18 protein-coding genes are annotated in these 21,905 nt (G+C 60.6%); 11 read left to right on the top strand and 7 right to left on the bottom strand.

Annotation, left to right across the window (positions count from 1 at the left end; all coding sequences use genetic code 11):
• Positions 1-29 precede the first annotated feature (29 nt).
• Entirely contained in the window at positions 30-515 is a 486-nt protein-coding gene (locus FH061_RS04840) for a chemotaxis protein CheW (protein ID WP_151633523.1), read from the bottom strand.
• A gap of 225 nt (positions 516-740) precedes the next feature.
• Positions 741-1,643 (bottom strand): DUF4394 domain-containing protein, encoded by a 903-nt coding sequence (locus FH061_RS04845; RefSeq protein WP_151633525.1) that lies wholly within the window; start codon positions 1,641-1,643, stop codon positions 741-743.
• 454 nt (positions 1,644-2,097) lie between these two features.
• Here FH061_RS04845 and FH061_RS04850 point away from each other — a divergent pair, with 454 nt between their 5' ends.
• From FH061_RS04850 to FH061_RS04895, 10 genes are all read left to right on the top strand, one after another.
• Entirely contained in the window at positions 2,098-3,219 is a 1,122-nt protein-coding gene (locus FH061_RS04850; protein ID WP_151633527.1) for a glycerophosphodiester phosphodiesterase, read from the top strand.
• Between the two features lie 232 nt (positions 3,220-3,451).
• Positions 3,452-3,823 (top strand): hypothetical protein, encoded by a 372-nt coding sequence (locus tag FH061_RS04855; protein WP_151633529.1) that lies wholly within the window; start codon positions 3,452-3,454, stop codon positions 3,821-3,823.
• A 675-nt stretch (positions 3,824-4,498) separates the two neighbouring features.
• Positions 4,499-5,041 carry a CsgE family curli-type amyloid fiber assembly protein gene (locus FH061_RS04860; protein WP_192804912.1) on the top strand — a complete coding sequence of 181 codons (543 nt, stop codon included), beginning with the start codon at positions 4,499-4,501 and terminating at the stop codon, positions 5,039-5,041.
• A 39-nt stretch (positions 5,042-5,080) separates the two neighbouring features.
• Positions 5,081-5,515, top strand: coding sequence for a curli assembly protein CsgF (locus tag FH061_RS04865; RefSeq protein WP_225984486.1), 435 nt, complete (start codon positions 5,081-5,083; stop codon positions 5,513-5,515).
• Positions 5,512-6,471, top strand: a complete 960-nt coding sequence (locus FH061_RS04870) for a CsgG/HfaB family protein (protein WP_151633533.1) — start codon at positions 5,512-5,514, stop codon at positions 6,469-6,471. The genes FH061_RS04865 and FH061_RS04870 overlap by 4 nt, the downstream gene beginning before the upstream one ends.
• A complete protein-coding gene (locus FH061_RS04875) occupies positions 6,468-6,983 on the top strand; it encodes a curlin (protein ID WP_151633535.1) in 516 nt (171 codons plus the stop codon). Before FH061_RS04870 ends, FH061_RS04875 begins: the two co-directional genes overlap by 4 nt.
• A 66-nt stretch (positions 6,984-7,049) precedes the next feature.
• Complete coding sequence (locus FH061_RS04880) at positions 7,050-8,006, top strand: hypothetical protein (protein ID WP_151633537.1); 957 nt, start codon at positions 7,050-7,052, stop codon at positions 8,004-8,006.
• 548 nt (positions 8,007-8,554) lie between these two features.
• On the top strand, positions 8,555-8,929 hold the full coding sequence (locus tag FH061_RS04885; RefSeq protein WP_151633539.1) for a hypothetical protein: 375 nt from the start codon (positions 8,555-8,557) through the stop codon (positions 8,927-8,929).
• Positions 8,930-9,080: 151 nt separating this feature from the next.
• Positions 9,081-10,436: a phosphoribosylamine--glycine ligase gene (purD, locus tag FH061_RS04890; RefSeq protein WP_151633541.1), complete on the top strand. Its 1,356-nt coding sequence runs from the start codon at positions 9,081-9,083 to the stop codon at positions 10,434-10,436.
• A gap of 134 nt (positions 10,437-10,570) precedes the next feature.
• On the top strand, positions 10,571-11,533 hold the full coding sequence (locus FH061_RS04895; protein WP_151633543.1) for a LysR family transcriptional regulator: 963 nt from the start codon (positions 10,571-10,573) through the stop codon (positions 11,531-11,533).
• 62 nt (positions 11,534-11,595) lie between these two features.
• On the opposite strand, the gene FH061_RS04900 is transcribed toward FH061_RS04895, so the two are convergent.
• A complete protein-coding gene (locus FH061_RS04900) occupies positions 11,596-12,690 on the bottom strand; it encodes a malate/lactate/ureidoglycolate dehydrogenase (RefSeq protein ID WP_151633545.1) in 1,095 nt (364 codons plus the stop codon).
• A gap of 76 nt (positions 12,691-12,766) precedes the next feature.
• On the bottom strand, positions 12,767-13,747 hold the full coding sequence (locus FH061_RS04905; RefSeq protein WP_151633547.1) for a Bug family tripartite tricarboxylate transporter substrate binding protein: 981 nt from the start codon (positions 13,745-13,747) through the stop codon (positions 12,767-12,769).
• A 396-nt stretch (positions 13,748-14,143) separates the two neighbouring features.
• On the opposite strand from FH061_RS04905, the gene FH061_RS04910 reads away from it, so the two are divergent.
• Positions 14,144-15,868 carry a thiamine pyrophosphate-binding protein gene (locus tag FH061_RS04910; protein WP_225984487.1) on the top strand — a complete coding sequence of 575 codons (1,725 nt, stop codon included), beginning with the start codon at positions 14,144-14,146 and terminating at the stop codon, positions 15,866-15,868.
• A 16-nt stretch (positions 15,869-15,884) separates the two neighbouring features.
• Here the strand turns inward: FH061_RS04910 and FH061_RS04915 are convergent, their stop codons facing one another.
• The 3 genes from FH061_RS04915 to FH061_RS04925 form a co-directional block, all read right to left on the bottom strand.
• Positions 15,885-18,611, bottom strand: coding sequence for a bifunctional diguanylate cyclase/phosphodiesterase (locus FH061_RS04915; protein WP_151633549.1), 2,727 nt, complete (start codon positions 18,609-18,611; stop codon positions 15,885-15,887).
• Positions 18,612-18,857: 246 nt separating this feature from the next.
• On the bottom strand, positions 18,858-19,568 hold the full coding sequence (locus tag FH061_RS04920) for a PepSY-associated TM helix domain-containing protein (protein ID WP_192804913.1): 711 nt from the start codon (positions 19,566-19,568) through the stop codon (positions 18,858-18,860).
• Between the two features lie 62 nt (positions 19,569-19,630).
• Positions 19,631-21,751 (bottom strand): TonB-dependent receptor, encoded by a 2,121-nt coding sequence (locus FH061_RS04925; protein ID WP_151633553.1) that lies wholly within the window; start codon positions 21,749-21,751, stop codon positions 19,631-19,633.
• Between the last annotated feature and the right edge of the window lie 154 nt (positions 21,752-21,905).

Consider the following 21,905-nt stretch of genomic DNA (forward strand, 5'->3'; position numbering starts at 1 on the left):
CTCCGGCGGGGTTTGGGCCGGAGGCGTTATCAGGCAGCGAGGCGGGTGACGATACCGATGTCCTGGGAAGACATCAGCATGTCGATGTCAACCAGGATCAGCATCCGTTCGCCCGACGTGCCCAGGCCGATCAAATGATTGGTGTCGAGGACGGTGCCCATCTCCGGCGCCGGCTTGATGTCTTGCGGCTGAAAGGTGATGACGTCGGATACCGCGTCCACCACCATGCCGATCGTCTGCCGGCCGACATTGAGAATGATGACCACGGTGAACGCGTCATACAGGCAGGAGTCCAGCCTGAACTTGATGCGCATGTCGATGACCGGCACGATGACGCCGCGCAGGTTGATGACGCCCTTGATGAAGTCGGGTGCGTTCGCGATCGCGGTGACGGTATCGTAACCGCGGATTTCCTGCACCTTGAGGAGGTTGAGGCCGTACTCTTCCTCGCCGAGCTTGAAGGCGAGGAATTGGAGTTGTGACTGATCCGGCCGTATCGATGTTGGATTTGCCATGTGTACAGAATGAAGGAGGATCGGAAGAGCGCCGTTCAATTCATGCGCATTAATTGCCGGGAGGAAATATACCGACTTCTTCCTTCCACCTCCATATCACTCCGTCCATAAGACATGTCTTATCGTCCCGGGCCAGGGATGCAGCTCGAACATGCGATAAGCCGCTGCCATGGTTTTGGCGCGTGTGCGGGGCGATCCCCTGACACGCGCCGGAGGGCTGTCCGCTCAGGGCTCGATGGCGATGCCGACCACGCGTTCCGCCGTGCCGATCGCGCCGATGCGCGTCGCCTTGCCGCTGTCGAGATTGACTTCATACCAGGACGACTTCGCCTCGCCCGGTCTGCTGGCGGCCATGAAGGCTGCTCCCGATACATCGGCGATGTCGAAAGACACTTTCTCGATTGGGCCGGTGCCCAGTGCGCCCACCGTGTACAGCTGGCCGGTGTTTGGCGATACCGCAGGCGTCCTGCCTTCGCGGCTGCCCTGGGTTACCAGCGTGCCGTGCAGGGCATCGACTGCGAAATTCGTTGTGAGTTTTTCATCCTGCTTGTTGTAGGTGTACCCGGCGGCGGCGATTCCCGGCGGCTGGCCCGCATGCGCATCGCCGGCTGCATAGGCCAGCGTGCCGTCCACCTGCAATCCGGGCGTATTGGCGTCGCCGTCCACGACCGCGCCGGTATCCGGATGCAGGCGCATGTTTTCGCCCTTGCTGTTGCCGACCACCCTGATCCGGTCAACCGTCGGATTGAAATCGAAGCCGATTTCGGCGCCGGCCGGCATGACGGCAATCGCGCCGCTGCCCATCAGCGTCACGGTGGCGTTGCCGGTATTGATGCGATAGAGCCTGCCGCTGCTTCCCAGTCCATACAGCCAGCCCTTGGCAACGCGGTAATCGATGCCGAGCAGAACCTCGCCGCTCTGCAGGCCGGCAAGTGGCTGCCGGGACAGGATCATGCCGGGCTGGCCGGCGTTGAACTTCACCAGCTGATTGGTCGCCGTCACCGCATAAACGGTTTCCTTGCGCGGTGTTCCCTGCTGTTCATGCTGCAGGCCGGCACAGCCGCCTGCCAGCAATGCGATGACAATGGACAGTGCAACTTTGCCACCGCCAGGAAAATGAAATTCCATGAGCTTTGCTCCAATCTTTCAGTGAATTATGGGTAAGTATCTGGCGCTCGGCAGGTTTTCGGAGCAGAAATCTGGCGCACTTCAAGGATTCATGGCGGATTCGAGGCCATTTTCGAGGAAGCGCTCTGGAATCGAGGATACCGCAAAGGATGCCGGGAAACTTTTCCGTTACGCACAAAAATATGTCTATTCATCCATTTGTGGCTTCCATTTCGGCATCAACCATGAAATGCCTCGGCCGGGCGCGGCACCGAATCGGCATCGACTCGCTGCGAGCCCGGTGGATAATGAAGTTCATGCATGCTTATGGATCCGGTCTGAAAATATGTGGGGCCGGCTCTCCTCGCCCCGGCCTTCTTCCAGGGGGTAGAGGGTGAGATCAGCGGCCTGAACAATGCACCATTTTTCAGGTTGATCAATAAGACAGACACAGCATCCGGGAAAGGAAAGATCGATGAGATACCCATGGCGCATCGCGCTGATCGCCGGACCGTTATTCATGCAGCCTTCCATACCGCTCGCAGCGGATGCGGATCTCGCGCACGGCAGGCTGCCTGCCGTCGTCGTGATCGGACATCGGGGTGCAAGCGCCCTGCTTCCTGAACATACGCTCGAAGCCTACGCCAAAGCCGTGGAAGATGGCGCCGATATCATCGAGCCCGACTTGGTGAGCACCCGCGACGGCATCCTCGTCGCCCGTCATGAAAACGAGATATCGGGCACGACCGATGTCGCAGGCAGACCGGAATTCGCCTCCCGCAAAACCACCAGGCTGATCGACAACCTGTCCGTTACCGGATGGTTCACCGAGGACTTCACGCTGGCGGAGCTGAAGACGCTCAGGGCAAGGGAACGCATCCCGGCAAACCGTCCGGACAACACCCGCTACGACGGGCTCTTTCAGATTCCGGCGCTGCAGGAAGTGATTGATCTTGCACAGCGCATGTCCAGGGAGAAAGGACGTACCGTGGGCCTTTATCTGGAACTGAAGCATCCGAGCCACTTCAAGTCGATCGGGCTGCCGATGGAAAAACGCCTGGTCGATACCCTGCACGCGAGCGGCTATCGCGGCAGAACGGCGCCGGTTTTTCTGCAGTCGTTCGAGGTGTCCAGCCTGAAGGACATCCGGGCGCTGACCGACCTCTCCGTCGTGCAGCTGCTGGCTTCCCGAGGAAGGCCTGAGGACTTCAGATTGTCGGGTGACAGGCGGACCTATGCCGATCTTGCGAGTCCGCGCGGCCTGCGCGAGGTGGCAAGCTACGCCGACGGCATCGGACCCTCGAAGGACATGGTGATACCGCGGGGCGCCGGCAACAAGTCCGCCGCGCCAACGACGCTGGTGCGGGATGCACACGCGGCAGGACTGCTGGTTCATCCCTATACCTTCCGCCCGGAAAATCCCTTCCTGCCCGCAGAGCTGCGCACCGGTGATCCATCGTCACCCTCGCAGCGCGGAAATCTTGCGGCGGAAATCCGGACGTTCCTGGCAACCGGGATCGACGGCTTCTTTACGGATGATCCCGCGGTGGGCAGGCAGGCGCTGGATTCCTTGCATCCGCAGCGGGAGCCGCGATGATTCGCACTGATCGCCGGCATGGTACGCGGGCAATCGTCGGGAAATGGCGGAGGATCAAGGCCGGCGCAGGGAAGCACGCTAACATGGAAGCGTCAAATGAAAGCGGCAATCCAGCCAGCATGGAGGCAGCCGGCACGCTTCATCGCCGCCTGGAAAATCCGGAACCTGTTAAACCTTGGAGCTTGTCATGATGCCTTTCCGCAAAATCTCATTCGCCTTGGCAGTGCTCGGCATGGCAACCGCAATTGAAGCATCCGCACAGGCAGGGAAAAACGACTCCGCGGCGGCACGCTACGAGGCGGATCGCGCAGCCTGCGCGTTGATAGCCGAACCCGAATCGCGGTCCGCCTGCCTGAGGGAAGCGGCGGCGGCGCGCGCGGAAGTGCGGTCGGGACAACTTCCTGAGGGCAGGAACGACGAGTATCAACGCAATGCGCTCGCTCGCTGCCAGGCCCTGCCCACGACCGACCAGGAACTATGCCGGCGCCGCACGCTGGGCGAAGGCACGGTCAGCGGCAGCGTATCCGGTGGAGGGATTTATCGGGAATACCGGGAAATCACCGTGCCCGACGCTTCACCGGTCTCCGAGGCTCTCGCCAAATAATTCGTTTTCCCATGGCGGCGCTCTCTTCGAGCCGCGCCGCCTTCCACGTTCCATCTTCCCCACCGCCGCGTTCGCTCCGCGCGAAGTGACTTTCAAAGTGACTTTTGATCACCCGTCCGGAAGCCAATGCCGGCGAGGCGACAATTTGGCCACTCGCTAAAGGCGGCGTCCCGGACCTGCCGTCCGATCGGTCCGCCCCATCCCGAGCGCAAGTCCGGCATGGACACGAAACGATATATTTAAACTTTAGAAATCCGGCTAATAAAATAATTAATAATCGCATTATTAATTATTCAGGATTGTTGGCCAACATCCTATCCACATGCGATCCGGAGAGAATCAAGAACAAGATTAATGTTGGTGCCATGCCGAGCGGTTCGAAGCAGCATCAGCAACCAGTTATGTCAACCACCGTGCTCCCGCATCAGGCATTGACAGTCATGCCGCCATCTTGCCGTTCCTCCATCAGCCATCCGCAATAATTCCCGCATTCCGTACCGCACTCTGAACTCGAGTCGCTTCTTAATCTTATAAACAATTAATTTAATTTATAAAAAATGCGCTGTTCGTCCCTGCGATGAAACATTGCCGAAAGCCATTATTACGGGGTGGAAATGTTTCTTAATTTGTTACCTTAAGGAAAGAAAAAATTGTAATTTGGAAAACGAATTCAACATGATTTTTCTCAAATTCGTTACTGATGGAAATGTGAATATACGCATCACCCAAGTAACTAATTGTAAATTTAAGTTACAAGATATAACTAATAACCGAGGGGGAAACGCGATGCCCAGCAGTGCACGAGCCGGTTGGAAGATGGCAGCGGTCATCGCCGTTGCGACCGTCTGGACAGGCGTGGCGCATGCCGGTGATGTCGTGAAGGCCGCGCCGGATCCCTCGTCGGGCGTCGTGCTGAATCAGACGATAACGGTGGGGGGACAGGATTTCTTCCGCCATTTCTCTGCGGCGTGGCGGGATTCGCCGCTCAGCGAGCGGGTCATCGTGATTGTCAGGGAGCAGCCTTCGGCACGGCTGGGAAACCTTGTCTGGGTTGAATACAGCCGGACAAAAGTATTCCAGACCAATCTTCCTCCGTCGCGGGAACAGATCAGAAAGCTGGGGAGCGAAGCGGCATCGGTTGTTCAGGAAGCGATTGTCAGCACAGAAGTGGAACAAGCCACATTGGTCGACAGCGACCTCGCAAAAGAAGAAATTTAAAAGCGTTCAAGAGTTTAAAAGCATCACCAGGGAGAAGTCATGAAACCGACATGCATTAAAGGCATGGTGGGGATCGGCTGCGCGCTTGCCGCGCTTACGACCCTGACCGCGCAAGCCACCGAACTCGTTTATGTGCCGATTAATCCATCGTTCGGCGGAAGTCCTTTGTACGGCAGCGTACTGCTCGGCACGGCGTCAGCGACGAACAAGCACAAGGATCCCGAGGCGAAGGCCTTCGGCGCAGCGTCCCAGGACCCGCTCAACCAGTTCAACGAAAGCCTTGAACGCGCGGTGCTCAGCCAGCTGGCCAGTTCCGCGACTTCCAAGATCCTGAACAACGGTCAACTGGTTCCCGGAAACATAGAGACAGGGAATTTCCGCATCAATGTCATCGATACGGGTGGGGGTTCGCTGACCGTCACCACGACGGACAAGGTGACCGGTGCATCGTCTTCTTTCGTGGTGGGCAAATGAAACGCGAAAGATCGATCCTCTCCCTGTCCGCAATCATGGCGGCTCTGATCCTGTCGGGATGCGCAGTATCGCATCCGCCGGCGGAGGTGCGCGGCAATGCGCATCTGACTCCGGCGTCTCCGGTTGCGAGGGAACTGAGCCAGCTTCCCGAACCGGCGGGCCGCATTGCGGTGGCAGTCTACGGATTCCGCGACCAGACCGGGCAATACAAGCCGGCGCCCGACAGTTCCTTCTCGACTGCGGTGACCCAGGGCGGCACGGCACTGCTGGTCAAGACACTGAAGGATTCCGGCTGGTTCATACCGGTCGAGCGTGAAAACCTGCAGAACCTGCTCACCGAACGCAAGATCATCCGCGCGCTGGAAACGCCGCAGGCTGCCGACGCAGAGAAGATCAATGTTCCTTCCCTGCTCTCGGCTTCCCTGATCCTGGAGGGCGGTGTCGTGGCTTACGAGAGCAATGTGCGCACCGGCGGCGTGGGCGCGAAATATCTCGGCGTTGGCCTGTCGACCCAATACCGGGTGGATCAGGTGACCGTGAATGTGCGCGCGGTGAACAGCCGCAACGGTGAAATCATTCACAGCATCTCGACCACAAAGACGATCTACTCCTATGAAGTTCGCCCGAGCGTGTTCAAGTTCGTCAACTTCAAGGATCTGGTGGAGTTCGAGGCCGGCATGACACGCAACGAACCGGCGCAGCTCTGCGTGGCCGAGGCGATTGAAGCGGCGGTCATGCATCTGGTGGCAAGCGGGATCAAGAGCCGCTCCTGGTCGCTCAAGAATCCCAATGATGTCAACCATCCGATCCTGAAGAAATACTGGGATGAGAACGCCAGGCACCTGGCTCCCGAACAGGTTGCCGCAGTCGAGATGAATGAGGAGGACTGGGCGGGCTCCACTCCTGAGCAGGCACGTATTGCAGCCAATCAACGCGCGATGAGGACGATGAGATGAAGAAAACATTCAGCATGATGTCACTGGCGGCCATCCTGTTACCCGTGATCGTGATTGCATCCACCGATCTTGCGGGACATGAACTGGCCGGGGCGGACCTGGACCTGGCGGGCAACGCGAATCATCGCGCCGCCGTCTCGCAGCACGGCAATTACAACACCGCGACGGTCGAGCAGTTCGGCGCAATCAACCGTGCAACGATCAACCAGCAAGGCATCTCGAATATCGGCAACATCGCCCAGCACGGACGCGGCCACTCGGCGGCTCTCAGCCAGCAGGGAACGGAAAACATGGCGGTCATTATTCAGTCAGGCGCCAACAACATGGCTTGGGCATCACAAAGCGGATACAGGAATCAGGCCGACATTTCACAGTCGGGTTCTGGAAATGCAGCAGAAGTATTGCAGTCGGGTACAGGCAACAGGGCCAGCATCCAGCAGTCGGGGAATGGCTTGCAAGGAATGATCCAGATGTACGGCAACAACCAGTATGCGTCAATGAACCAGCGATAAAGGGGCGCTGCTTCATTAATACATGTTCCCCCTAACACAAACTCAACTTATAAAAAGGGTATTCCAATGAAAGCCAACTTCAAAACTATCGCTCTCGCAATCTCGATGGCCTTTGCAACCGGCGCAGCAGTCGCGTCCGAGGCACATATCACCCAGTACGGCTCCAGCAACGATGCATTCACCGCACAGGATAACGCAACCGGTTCGACAGCCCGCACCCTCCAGGACGGCCGTGGCAACTCTGCGGGCAATCAGCAGGGACCAACAGGCGGAACAGGCGGCATCCTGCAAAAGAACACCACAGGCTCCACCGCTTACATCGAGCAACTTGGCAACCGTAACGATGCAGGCCTGCGTCAAACCTCGACCGCATTCGCCACAGGCACCATCTACCAGCACGGCAACGACAACGACGCTCGCATCGAGCAGACTTCGATTGCTCTGGGTGCTTCGGCAATCATCCACCAAGATGGCAACAACCACGATGCAGCCATCGACCAGTCCAACAGCAGCCGTGTATCTGCCAAAGCCTACCAGGACGGCAACGGCAACTTTGCTAGCCTGTCGCAGACATGGAGCTCCGGCTCGAGCATCGATACGGTCCAGGTTGGCAGCGGCAACCGTGCCTATGCCTCGCAAAGCTTCGTAGCGCTCAGCGATATCAGCGTTGAACAGAGCGGCAGCAACAACTACGCCAATGCAACGCAGTCGGGCGGCGGCGATCTGGGCGCAACCATCAAGCAGAATGGCAATGCCAACCGTGCCTACACCGATCAGTCCGGCCTGAGCAATGACGCCCTCGTCAAGCAGACCGGCGACGAGAACTACGCCCGCGCCAATCAGAGCGGCTTCAACAGCGATTCGCTCATCACGCAAGCTGGCAACAAGAACCACGCAACTTCCACCCAGATCGGTACTGGCTTCTCCCGCAACTACTCCGTGATCGCACAGAACGGCAACGGCCACGTTGCCACGACATACCAGCACGGTTCCGGCAACCGTGCCGGCATCAATCAGAAATAAGCCGGCAACTCGCGGAGCGGTGCCTTGCCTCGGCCCGCTCCGTCAGCAAGATCCTCCTGAAATCAGTTTTGGCGGCCCGCGGGCCGCCTTTTTTCTTTTCGATTCCATTCTCATGCGAGTGCGACGGGTGAACTGCCAAGTTGGCACTCAATCCACCGCCGACCCGATTCTCAGAGCGTTCTCGCACTTGATTCGGGAGATGCGTTCGCATCAAAACGCATATTCACGGCGGCGCGTGGCGACGTTACGAGGGACGCCGAGTCCTCCCTGCCGTAGCACCTCTACGACGCGTCGCCGTGTCTAGCCCTGCAACGCCTACGGTGCCTTCGCACTCCCGAAGGAAGTGTGAACAGGCCCTAGGGGAACCGATTGATCCCGTCCCGCCACACATAAGCACTGCATCCGATTGCAGTCACCATATAACCGAATGCGATTGAAAGGAAAAAACAATGGGCCCAGTTAGTGGCAACGTAAATAGCAGCCAGAGCAACTTCCAGGTGCCGGGCTCTCAGCAGAGCGCGCCAAAGTCACAGGAAGAACTTGCGACAATGCCGACCCCCGACCTTGTAAAGCACTGGCAGAACAGCACAGGCCAGGACAAGGAAATGGCCTTTGCCGAGCTTCAGAAGCGTCTCGGTGAATTGATGCCCGAAAAGGCGGAGAAAAGCCCTGAGAAAGGCACTGAGAAATCCGGGGGCGGTGGCGACGAGAAGAAAGCGGGCGGCGGCAGCGGCGGCTCCCTGGAAGAACTGCTGAAGAAGCTTCTGGAAAAAATCCAGAGCGGTCAGCCTCTGACTCCGGAGGAGCAGCAGCTAGCTGACAAGCTGGGATTGAAGGCTGAAGGGAAGAACAATCCTGCACCCGATCAAAGCAGTAATCCTGACCAGATTTCTGTCAACGTGGCTCCTCCCGGCCCGGTATAACAATCAGCCGCCCGTGCGCCGGCGGACGTCGGGCTGCTGACGTCCGCAGGTTGCTCATCAAACGGGCGCCTTTCGATTTTCAAGTCAAATTCATTAAGCAAACCGAGCATCGAAGAAGCGAATCGCGCAAACAATCGGAGGAGGGAATCCAATGGCAAAACGTTATCTGATAGTCGGCCATGAGGCAAGGGAGCATGCTTATGCATGGAAGCTGGCGCAATCGCCCGAAGTCGAGGCAGTCTACGTCCGTGGCGGCAACCTGGCCATGGCGTTCTCCGAAAAGGTGCATCTGATTCCGAAGCATCCGTTTGAAGAGCTCGCGCAGTTCGCCATCGACAATCGGATCGATTGCACTCTGGTAGGTGACAGCTCGTTCATGCAATCCGGAGTCGCGGATGTTTTTCTCGACAAGGGACTGGCCATTCTCGGCGCCACCAAGGCCGCCTTCGAACTGGAAGGCTCGAAACTGTTCGGAAAGGGTTTCATGGCGAGACACGGCATTCGCACGCCTGGCCATATTGTCAGCCCCAACATTCCGGATGGCTGCAAGTTGTTGGAAAAGGCGCGCTACCCGATTGTCCTCAAGGCCGACGTGCGTGTGTCGAGCGACAAGAGCGCCATTGTGGTCACGAACAAGAGCCAGGCAATGAGGGCGTATCTGGAAATCTTCGCTGCGCAGATGGAATACGAAGAGAAGCCGCGCGTCGTCGTTGAAGACTTCGTGGCCGGCCGAGAGGTCAGTTACACGATCCTGATGGATGGAAACGATTGGGTTCCGCTCGCCGCGGTCAGGGATTACAAGCGCTTCGGCGACCGCGATGAAGGTCCCAATACCGGCGGCATGGGAAGCTATTCACCCGTACCCTGGCTTACCGCCGATCTCGAGAAAAAGATCCAGGACGAAATCGTGATACCGACCGTGCGCGGCATGCGCGCGGAAAATTTGCAGTATCGCGGATTTCTTTACATCGGCATCATGGTCGACGACAAGGGCGACCCGTGGGTGCTCGAGTACAACACGCGCATGGGCGACACGGAAGGGGAAACGATACTCATGCTGCTCGACGAGGATTTTTCTGATGTAGTCGACAGGGCGGGCAAGGATAGCGTAAAAGACCTGCGCTTGAAATGGCGTGACGGATGCGCCATCAGCGTCGCAGTGGCGCCGCCCGGCTATCCCACCGAGATAAACGAAACCCCGGTTGAGCTCCCATTTCCCGAAACCGAAGGCGTCATGTGTTTCGGATCGATCTTCCGAACAAACCCTTCGGGAATCTCCTCCGGCCAGGGGCGCCTGGCTTGCGTGACCGGATATGGGCTCGACGCCGCCGAGTGCAGGGACAAGGTTTATGAAGCCGTCGGGAAAATCAACAAGGACAAGCTTTATTGTTCGCGCTCGGATATTGCGCTGGAGCTTGTCGCTCCTTCCGTTCCTTCCGCCATTCCCGCGGTTTCCTCCGCTGTGATGGTTCCCGCGAATGCCGAGCTTTCCTGCGCAATGACCTGACGACCAGAACACCTGACGGCCTATGGCGGCCATGGCGCGGCGGATCGGAAATGCAGGCTATCATGAGGCCTGCATCCGCAATCCGCCGTCTTCCATGATGAAGGCGGCATTCGAACAATGATCGCCGCCAGCCCATGACTATCAATTCCGATGACCTCGAATACTTCATCCGTGTCGCCGCGACCGGCAGTTTTTCGCGTGCGGCGCTGGAATTGGGTACCGATCCCTCGACGCTGAGCCGGCACATGGCGCGGCTCGAAGGCGCCTATCATGCACGGCTGTTCCATCGCAGCGGACGCGGCGTTGTCCTTACCGAGGCCGGCATGGTGCTGCTGGAGCAGGCCAAGCAGGTCGCGGCCAGCCTGCAGCAGGCGCGGCATGCATTGCATGAATATGCCTCGAAGGGGCCGCGTCAGGTGGTGATCGCCGCACAGCCGACGATTGCGAGAATGTCCTTTGGACGCGTCGGCCGCGCATTGAAAGCCCAGTTCCCGGAGACGCGCGTGCGCTTCGTCGAAGGTCTGGGCACTCACATACTCGAATGGCTGGCAAGCGGCGAGATCGACATCGCCATCCTCTACATGCCCGCGCATGCGGGCGGGCTGAAGGTCGACATGCTATTGCGGGAACCGGTGCGGCTGGTGATGCCGGCGCATCATCCGCACGAGGGCGACACCTTTGATATCGCCAGCCTCGGCGAACTGCCGCTCATCCTTCCCAGCACTCCGCACGGATTGCGTCTGCTGGCGGAATCCCTCGCATCCAGGGCCGGTACGGCATTGAACATCGCGCTCGAATGCGACGGCTCCACCAGCGTGACCAAGCGCCTGGTGGAGGAGCGCTGCGGATGCACGATATTGCCGCAGGCCGCGGTGGCCGCCGAGGTCGCCCAGGGGCGCCTGCGCACCGCTCGCCTGATCAATCCGGAAGTGGTGCGGGACGTGGCGATCGCGACCGCCAAGAATCGTCCGCCGGTGGCGCAGCTCTGGAACGTCATCCAGACCATACGCGGAGAAGTGGTCGACTGCGTTGCCGGCGGCGAATGGCCGGGTGCGGAATTGATCGACACGGCGGAGGCTGCCCGCTGCGCACCGTGAATGCAGCCGCCGAATTGTCGGCGGCGAGGTATTCAACCCGATTTGCCGCGCCCCGATGCCAATCAGCGCAATGCCAGCGCCGATAACGGCCCTGGCGATTTGCCGCGCTGCGCTAGCACCGATGCGGCGGCCTGGTCCATCTGCGCCAGCGTCTCCTCATCGATTGGAACGGCGCCCGCCCGCGCTTCGCGCATGGCCTTCTCCGGTTCGCCCGGCATCAGGATGGCTTCGCTGCCCTGCTGCAGCGGCGCCGACTTCACCCATTCGACAAAGGCATTGAACTCCTCGCCGAACACGTCGCCGGTTCCCATCTTGCGGGGATCGAACACGATGGTGAGCATGTTGTTCCAGATCGCATGCTTCATGGTCAGGTACTGCGGCCGCGTGGTTTCGCCGCCGATCAGCGCGGCGCCCAGCAGTTCGCACACCATCGCCAGCGCATAACCCTTGTGGCCGGCGAAGGGCAGCAATGCGCCGGGCGCGCTTCCGGCCGCAGGAAACATGACGCCGGGGTCATCGGTGGGCATGCCCTGCGCGTCGAGCAGCGAGCCGGGCGGCACGCTGACTTTCTTGTTATGCGCCACCCGCACCTTGCCCAGCGCGATGGCGCTGGTCGCGAAATCGAGGATCACCGGTTCGCGGCCCTTGACCGGGACGCCGACCGTGAACGGATTGGTGACGAACCGCCCTTGCGTGCCGCCGTGCGGCGCCACGATCGGCTTGCTGACCGAGTTGGTGAAGTGCACCGAAATCATGCCGGCCGCCACCGCCTGCTCGGCCCAGTGCCCTACCCTGCCCAGGTGGTGCGAATGCCGCAGGCCCATGACGCAGACGCCATGCTCGCGTGCGCGTGCAATGCAGAGTTCCATGGCCTCGTAGGTCACCGCCTGTCCCATGCCGCGATGGCCATCCATCATCAGCATGGTGCTGCCGTCGGTGACGGTCTCGGCATGCTGGTTGAGCTGCAATTCATTCGCCAGCCAGGAATTCACATAGCGCGGCACCATGCCGACGCCGTGCGAATCGTGGCCGGCGAGATTGGCGCCGACCAGGTGTTCGGCGGTCAGCGCCGCTTCCTGCGGGCTCGAGCCGGCGGCCAGCCAGAGGTCGATGACCCATTGCCGCAGCGCCGGGGTTGGTATCAGACGTTCACTCATGGAAACTCTATTCTTCGTTAGGTTTGATGTCGGCACGCCAGACGATGCGCGCTCATGCACGGGTATGCGGCGCCCCTCACTCGACCTTGATGTTGGCGGTCTTGATGAGCTGCGCCCACTTGGCCACTTCGGCCTTCTGGAAGCTGCCGAGTTCCGCCGGCCCCGCACCCGACGGTTCGACGCCCAGCGCCGTCAGCCGCGATTTGATTTCCGGATCCTGGATGATCTTGGCGATCTCGGCGGACAGGCGCTGCACCACCGGCTGCGGCGTGCCGGCCGGAGCAAATACGGCCTGCCATGACACGATCTCGTAACCCGGCACGCCGGCTTCCGCCAGCGCCGGTACATCAGGCAACTGCGACGAGCGCTTGGCCGAAGTGACGCCGAGCGCGCGGAGCTTGCCGGACTGGATCAGCGGCACGGCGGCCAGGATGTTTTCGAACACGAGATCCACTTCGCCGCCCAGCAGGGCCTGCATCGCCGGCGCGCTGCCCTTGTACGGCACATGGACCATCTTGGTGCCGGTGATCGACTGGAACAAGGCGCCTGACAGGTGCTGCGAGGTGCCGTTGCCGGACGAGGCATAGTTGACGGCTTCCGGCTTGGCCTTGGCGGCCGCGATCACATCCTGCACGCTGCGGTAAGGGCTGTTGGCATTGACCACCAGCACGTTCGGCAAGGTACCGATCAGGGTGACCGGCTGGAAGTTCTTGACCGGGTCATAGGGCATCTTCGAGTACAGGCTGACATTGATCGCATGCGAGCTGATGGTGCCGCCGACCAGGGTATGGCCGTCGGGTGCGGCCTTGGCAACGAAGTCGGAACCGATGTTGCCGCCGGCGCCAGGCCGGTTTTCAACCACCACCACCGCGCCCAGCGCCGGGCCCAGCTTGCTGGCGATCAGGCGCCCCAGCACATCGGTCGTGCCGCCGGCGGCGAAGGGAACGATATAGTTGATGTTCTTGGACGGCCATTTTTCCTGCGCCAGCGCGTCAAATGCCGAAGCGGCCAGTGCCACGCCGCATGCCCATGCGCTCAGATACTTGCTTGCCTTCATGATTGTCTCCAGTACTGTTCTGAATGTCCGCCGTTGTTTTCGGTCCTTGCCCGGCATGCGGAAAATATACGCCAAATGCGATGGCGCAAGACAAGACCTGCATTGCATCCGGCGCATAGCAGAAATGCATGAATGCCGTCACTGCTTGACCAAGGTTTTTGCAACAATGCGGTCAACGGAGTAGGCTAGAGCGGTTTCGCCCTGACCGGCCTGGTCGAGGCCGAGGCGGATTGCCGCTGGAACAAGGCGTGACGACGCGACATGGCCAAGTCATGGCAAGGCGTCACAACACAGTGCCAGCGGCAATCGGTCCGGGATCGACAGGCAGGTCAAGGTGAAACCGCTCCAGTACCATGCATGCAGGCCCCGTTCCCTCTCAACTTCCATGATCCGTCCATGAACCATCCCGACACCGCTGCAATGAACACCGTCTTGGCAAACGGAAACACGGCGCCCCGCTCCGGCGGCCGCATTCTTGTCGATGCGCTTCGACTTCAGGGTGTGGAGCGCGTTTTTTGCGTTCCCGGCGAAAGCTATCTCGACGTGCTCGACGCACTGGTCGACGTCCCTGAAATCGAAACCATCGTGACCAAGCATGAGGGCGCGGCGGCCAACATGGCCGAAGCGGACGGCAAGCTGACGGGCCGGCCGGGCGTGTGTTTCGTCACCCGCGGGCCGGGTGCGACGCATGCCAGCATTGGTGTGCACATCGCCTTCCAGGATTCGACACCGATGATTCTTTTCATCGGCCAGGTCGCGCGCGAGCATCTCGGCCGTGAAGCTTTTCAGGAAGTCGATTATGTGCAGATGTTCGGACCGCTTGCCAAGTGGGTGGTGGAAATCGACGATGCGGCCCGCATTCCGGAATTCATTGCGCGCGCGTTTGCCTGCGCCACCACGGGACGCCCCGGCCCGGTGGTGATCTCGCTGCCGGAAGACATCCTTGGCGAGATGCTTGCGGTAAAGGATGTGCCTGCCTGCCGCCCGACCCAGCCGGCGGTGGCGCCGCAGGACAGCGCATTGCTGCTGCAGGAATTGCAGGCAGCGAAACAGCCGCTGGTCATTCTCGGCGGCATGGGATGGGATGAACAGGCGACGCGCGATTTCGCCGGCTTCATCCAGCGCTGGAACCTGCCGGTGGCCTGCGCCTTCCGGCGCCAGGACCTGTTCGACAACCGCGACCGCCATTACGTCGGCCATCTCAGCCTGGGAGTCAATCCCACGCTGGCGGCGCGCGTGCAGCAGGCCGACCTGATACTGGCGGTCGGCACGCGCCTCGGCGATATCACGACCAACGGCTATACCCATCTCCTGCCGCCGCAGCCGGCGCAGCGCCTGGTCCACATCCATGCCGACGCCGGCGAGCTCGGCCGCGTCTACCAGCCGGCGCTGGCGATGAATGCATCGATGCCGCAGGCAGCTTCCATGCTGGCCGGCCTGCCGGCCCCCACTGCGTCCGGTGCATCCGCATGGTCCGCCTGGACGGAAGGCATGCGCGCCGAACATGATGCCTTCATCACGGCGCCTGCGCCGCATGAGAAATACCAGGGCGTCAACATGTCGTTCGTGATGGACCATCTCAACAAGACGCTGCCGGATGACGCCATCCTGACGAACGGCGCGGGCAACTATACGGTCTGGGTACACCGCTTCTATCAGTACCGCCGGCCGCGCACCGAACTCGCGCCGACCTGCGGCGCAATGGGTTACGGGCTGCCGGCTTCGATCGCGGCGAAGCTGCGCCACCCCGAGCGCACCGTCATCTGCTTCGCCGGCGACGGCTGCTTCCTGATGTATCCGCAGGAAATCGTTACCGCGATGGAAAACAACGCGGCCATCATCGTCATCATCGTAAACAACGGCATGTACGGCACGATCCGCATGCACCAGGAAAAGCGCTTCCCGGGTCGCATCAGCGCAACCACCATCCAGCCGCCCGACCTCGCGGCCCTGGCGCGCTCGATGGGCGCCCATGCGGAACAGGTGAATGCGGATGAAGAGTTTCCCGAAGCCTTCGCACGCGCCGCGCGCAGCGGAAAACCGGCGGTCATCGAACTGCGCGTCGATCCACGACAGATCACGCCGCAGATGCGGCTTGCCGAAGATGCGCCGCTGACCTGAAAGTGCAACGCGAAGTTCAGGCCGGCAGTACCAGCCCGTCGGCCTGAACTTCCTGCGTCATGTGCCGGAACAGCCTGCGCCGGACAAGGAAGTGGGTTGCCTCGCCCGCCGGCACCGGGCGCGAAACCAGATACCCCTGCACCTCGTTGCAGCCAAGCGCCTGCAGCACCTGGAGCTGCTCCGCCGTCTCCACGCCTTCGGCCACCACATGCATGCCGAGGATATGCGCCATCGACACGATGGTCATGAAGAAGGCTTCGCCCGTCTCGCCCTTGGCGAGCTCGCGGGTGAAGGCCTGGTCCACCTTGAGCACATCAAGGTCGAGCCGCTGCAGCTGCGCCAGCGAGGAATAGCCTGTGCCGAAATCGTCGACTGCAACCCGGATGCCACATGACTTGATGGCATTGATGTCTTCCGCCACTTTCTGGCTGTCCTGCAGCATGCAGGATTCGGTAATCTCGAGTTCCAGCAGCGAGGGCGCGACGCCATGGCGATCAAGGCTGGACATGAGCACCGACTTCAAGTCGGCATGGGCGAATTGCTTCGGCGAGACATTGACGGAGACCGGGACCGCCTGCAATTGCTGTCTCTGCCAGGCGGCAATCTGTGCGCAGGCCCGGTCGATCACGATTTCACCGATCTGCACGATCAGTCCGGTCTCTTCCGCCAGCGGAATGAATTCCCCCGGAGACACCATGCCGCGCTCGGGATGCATCCAGCGCACCAGCGCTTCCATGCTGGTCAGTTCGCCCGTGGTGGCATTGACCCGAGGCTGGTAGTGCAGCAGAAATTCCCTGTTCTCGATCGCATGCCGCAACGCATGTTCGGCGCCGATGCGGTTCACGATTCGTTCAGTCTGTTCCCGGGTATAGAACGCGAAATGTCCCTTGCCGTTGTTCTTTGCCACGTACATTGCGGTGTCGGCATGCTTGAGCAGCGCCTCCATCGTCGTACCGTCTTCCGGAAACAGGCTCACGCCCGCCGATGCCTGCATCGTGTATTCGAAGCCGCCGGTTACCTGGAACGGAACGGAGAGCAGGCGCAGGATGCGCGCCGCCGCATTGGAGGCATCCTCCCGGGTCGGGACCCGGCCGAGGACGATGGTGAATTCATCGCCGCCGAGGCGCACCACATGATCGCCGGGACGCAATACCGAAAGCATGCGCTGGCCGGCCTGGCGAAGAATATCGTCTCCCGCCGAATGCCCCATGGAGTTGTTGACGTCCTTGAAATTGTCGAGATCGAGATAGAGTACCGCGAGAGAGGCCTGCTGCTGTTCGGCTTGCCTGAGCAGCAGCGGGAGATGCTGGGAGAGCCAGTGGCGGTTGGGAAGCTGGGTCAACGCATCGCGGTTGGCGAGATCGTTCAGCGTACGTTCATGTTGCTTGCTCTGCGTAATATCGCGCATGGTGATGGCGATACCGTCACCGGAACGCACCAGCCGCCGGTGAACCCAGACCTGGGTGCCGTTGATCGGCATGCGGAATTCATCCTGATGGAATCCCTTCTGCATTGCGTCCCGGTAGACCTGCATGACGCGGTCCCCCATCTTTCCGGAATAGAGTTGCGAGAAGCGCATCTCCAGCACCCGGTGCTTGTCCAGCCCCAGCATGCGCGCGCCGCGTTCATTGCAGTTTTCGACGACGAAATCGGTGATCCGGTGATCGTTTCCATACAGCGCCCGGGCCATGAAGAAGCCTTCCTGCGCGCCCTCTGTTGCAAGACGGTAGGTATCGGTAATGACCGCAGTCTGGTGCTTGCGCCATGCCAGCCGGCCGAAGAAGATGCTTCCCATGATGCCGAGCAGTCCCAGCAGCGCCACTCCGCCAGCCGCGAGTCCCATGTAATCGCGGCGCAGCGCCTCGTAAGTGGCATACACATCTTCCTCCGCCATCGCCACGACGGAAACGAAAGAATATTTTTCGAGCTTTTGCCAGGCAACGATGCGCGATCTGCCATCCACGAACCGCTCGGCGGGAGCCACCTCGGTGCCTTGTGCACGCTTGAAAACCGCCGGAGCGGTCGACAGCCTTGAATACTGGCGCAGATTTTTGCCAGCCTTCAAGGCGATGATATCGCCCTTGTCGTTGAGCACGGCAAGCACGTCGTTCGATCCCTCGGAAGCCTTCTCATAGAAAGAGGCAAGGAATGCGGGCGCGACGCCCGCGTAGACGATGCCGTCGAAACGGCCCTGGCTGTCGGTCAGCGCACGGCTGAAAATCACGATGGGCTTGCCGACAATGCGGCCATGCTCGATCCGCGAAATTTGCAGACCGGTTGCCTGACCGTTCTTGTGCGCCAGGAAATAAGGGCGGTCGGACAAGTCGACGTTGCCGGGGCGCTTGAGCAGGCCTGTGACTACCTTGCCATGCTTGTCCACGACGCCGAGAGAAAAATCGTCGCTGACCGGATACAAGCCCTGGCCGGCCTGCTCCTCAAGCCGCAGCTTGCCGCCGCTCTGCTTCCAGTAATACGACAGCGTCAGCGTAATCTGGTCGAGATGGTCGGCGCTGCGGGACAGTTGCTCGGCATAGGAACTGGCAAGGGAACGAGCATCACGGAATGCCTGCTCGCGGCTGTTGTCTTTCTCGGCCTGGACCCGTGACAGGGACAGCATCCATACCGCGGCGGCAAGCGCCATGCAGGCCACGGGCCAGCCGATGATCAGCCAAAGACTGCTCTTGAGGAAGCGTAGCTGTGTTAGCGCACTCCGGACCTCATCGGTCTTGTTCTCGGTCTCCAAATCTTCTCCGATTGCGCAGCATTCTCGTTATGTTCGCACCGGCTCGCACCGGGTTGATATGGAGAGGATAGACGTTTTTCCATGGCAAGGAAAGCATCAGGACCGACGGAAGACCCGCCGCATCGAATTCGCCGCACCTGTGGACGTTCAGGATGCAACAAGGATGCCCCCGTCCTTGCCGTCCCCAGGCTTGTTACGGTTTGCAAAAGCACAATCTTTCGGGAAGGTGCGGCGATCATGCCAGACTCATACCGTCCACATGAACCATAGGCCAAGCAACAGTGCGCCGATGCTGGCAAGCGTCGCTGCGGTGCGCACGGTATGCAGCTGCGTCCACAGCAGCAGGCCGGTAATTGACAAAACAATCATGCCGGCGGCAATCGTATCCGACAGAAGCACCCAGAACGCATTGACGCCGACCGCCATATGCAGCCGGACCAGCATGCCGATCGGCGTGGCGTCGGTCTGGTCCACCTTCATGAAACGGTTGCCGACAAAATACTCTGCGCTCAGGCCGCCTTCCGGCCGGTTCATGGTGACGGTCCATCGCTGCGGCTGCGCGACCTCCGTTTCGTTGAAGACGAAGGTTTGTCCAGCATGCGAACGCATGACCGGCGGCGACACGGGTGAAAACCTGAGTTCGCGCTGAAGCCAGGCAGACATGTCTGCGGGAGACGTGAAGCCTTGCTGCGGAACCTGGAGCTGCACTGTGTGCTGCCTGGTTTTCTCCACCGGAATTTTCATGATGGCGCGATGATTGAGCAGAATGCCGGTGGCGCCGAACAGCAGCCCGAGCACCGCGCCCCACAAGCCGACATACAGATGCGTCTTGCGCAACCATGTCAGGAAGACCGCCTTTCTGCTCCGCGGGCGCTTGCGGGCAAGTCGGCGATTTTCCGCATCGGCCTGGTCGGCTTGATGCGGCAGCGATTTATAGGCAACGGATGTTTCGGACATGGGCATTGCAGTCAATCAGCGGTAAGCAGGAACATGGAGGAGGATGCAAGGAGGGGCATCGCCTAGAAGTTGTAACGGGCAGTCAACTGAACATTGCGCGGCGCGCCAGGCAGATTGAGATTTGCCGCGCTGCCATGGCCGGAAACGATGTAGCCGCGATCAAACAGATTGTTGATGTTGAGCTGCAGGTCAAGCTTGTTGAATCGGTATCCGAGCATCGCATCCACCGTGGTATAGGATGGCAAGGTCACGGTATTGCCCGGATTGGCAAAGCGGTCGCCCACGTAATTGAAGCCGGCGCCGGCCCGGTAGCCGCCGCCGAAGTTTTTGGTCGCCCACAGATTGGCGCTATGACGCGGCGTCAGTGTCGCGCGCTTGCCCTGCACGGATTGCCCCGCATCGATTGCGGTGGACGTGGTGACCTTCGCATCAATGTAGGCATAACCGGCCCAGAGCTGCCAGCCCCGCGGCAAATCGCCGGTGAAGGTCAGCTCGAAGCCGTCGCTGCGCTGCACGCCGATGGGGATCAGCCGGCTGGTGTTGCTCGGGTCGGTCGCCTTGATATTGGTTCGCTCCAGGCGGAACAGCGAGGCCGTGGCCGAGGCAAGGCCGTCGAGGAAATCGAATTTCGCGCCGATCTCCTTGTTGGTCGTTTCTTCCGGCGCCAGCTGCGCGTTGTTGGCGGCAAGCGGGAAAATCTCGCCCGACGGCTGGAACGACCTGCTCATCGACAGATAGTAAGACTGGTTCGCCGCCGGCTGATATACCAGGCCGGCGCGCGGACTCCATGCGGTATCGGTGCGGGCCAGGTTGGATTGGCCGGCGCGCCGCTCGCGGGTTTCCTGTTCAAACCGGTCATAACGGATGCCGGCCAGCGCTTTCCATTGACTGGACAGGGTCATCAGATCCTGCACATAGGCGCTGCTGGTGGTGAGGATGCCGAGATTGTCGGTCGATGGCGCGGCGCTGACATTCAGGGGCAGGATGGGCAGCACCGGGTTGAACAGGGCAACGGTGGCGATGTTGGTCTGGGTGCGGAACAGCTGGTCCTTGTCCTGCTTGCCGATTTCCACGCCATAGAGCATCTGGTGAACCGTGCCGCCAAGCGCGAGCTTCTGCTGCAGTTCGGTCTGGTTGAAATAGCCGTCTTCCTCGCGCCGCACATTGCTGCGGTTGAGGGAAGCAGTCAATGCGGTTTCGCTGACCGATCCGACCAGTGTATTGTTGCGATTGAGTTTGTAATCATAGTGGCGCAATGCATTGCGCAGCGACAGCGTATCGCTGAAGCGGTGCGCCAGCGTGAAGCCGAGCGCGGTGACATCGGCCTGCGAAGTATCGACGTCGCGCGCATTGCGTGCGCCATAGTAGGCGCTGGCCGCGACATCGACCGGGCGCCCCCGGTAGGCGGGGATGCCGAAATCGGTGACGCGGCGGTCGGACAGGTATTCCGCCTGCAGCAGCAAGTCGGTCTGGGCGCCGAGCTTGACCGAGAGCGAGGGCGAGATGGCTTCCCGGTTCAGAAACTGCTGGTCGCGATAGCTGTCGGCGCGTTCGATCGCGCCGGTCACGCGGAAGGCGATGCCGCTGTCACTGAAGCTGCGCGCCAGGTCGAATTCCCCGCGGCGCTGATTGTCGCTGCCGATCTGCGTGACGACTTCGCTCCTGTCGATGCCGGGTTTCTTGCTGATGCGGTTGATCAGGCCGCCGGAGGAACCGCGGCCATACAGCACGGAAGCGGGCCCCTTGATCACTTCGACCTGCTCGATGTTCGACAGATCGCGGAAATACAGCGCGTCGTCGCGCAGGCCGTCGATGAATTGATCGGCGATGGCGGTGAAGCCGCGTATGGTGACCTGGTCGCGCTGTCCGTCACCATGCGACAGGCCGATGCCCGGCACCATCTTCATTGCATCCTGCATGGAAGTCGCGCGCTGATCACGCAGCAATTGCTGCGGCACCACGTTGACCGCTTGCGGAATATCGCGCAGGGGCGCTTCGATCTTGGTCGCGGTGTTCGCGGTCGGCGCATTGTAGGTCGGGGGCAGGTCGCGCGACCCGCTTACCCGAACGGCAGGCAGCATTGCCTCCGTCTCGGCGGCGGCGACCTGCGCCTGTGTTGTCTGAAATGCCTGCTGAATAGCCAGCGCCGCGAGCAGCGCCAGCCTGTTTGTTGTGATAGCCATCGGCCCTCCCTGTTGTTATTTAATTGATGGTGGCTGGCTATGGTCGGAAGACTGTTGCTGGCTTGCGTGAAAAAATGCATCGAAATCATCGCGGACACTCATCCGCGCCGGCGGTACGCCGGTGTTGGTTATTGTTCGCCGCTAGTCGTGTGAG

It is taken from the genome of Noviherbaspirillum aerium (genome assembly GCF_008929045.1).
Taxonomy (GTDB): Bacteria; Pseudomonadota; Gammaproteobacteria; order Burkholderiales; family Burkholderiaceae_D; genus Noviherbaspirillum; species Noviherbaspirillum aerium.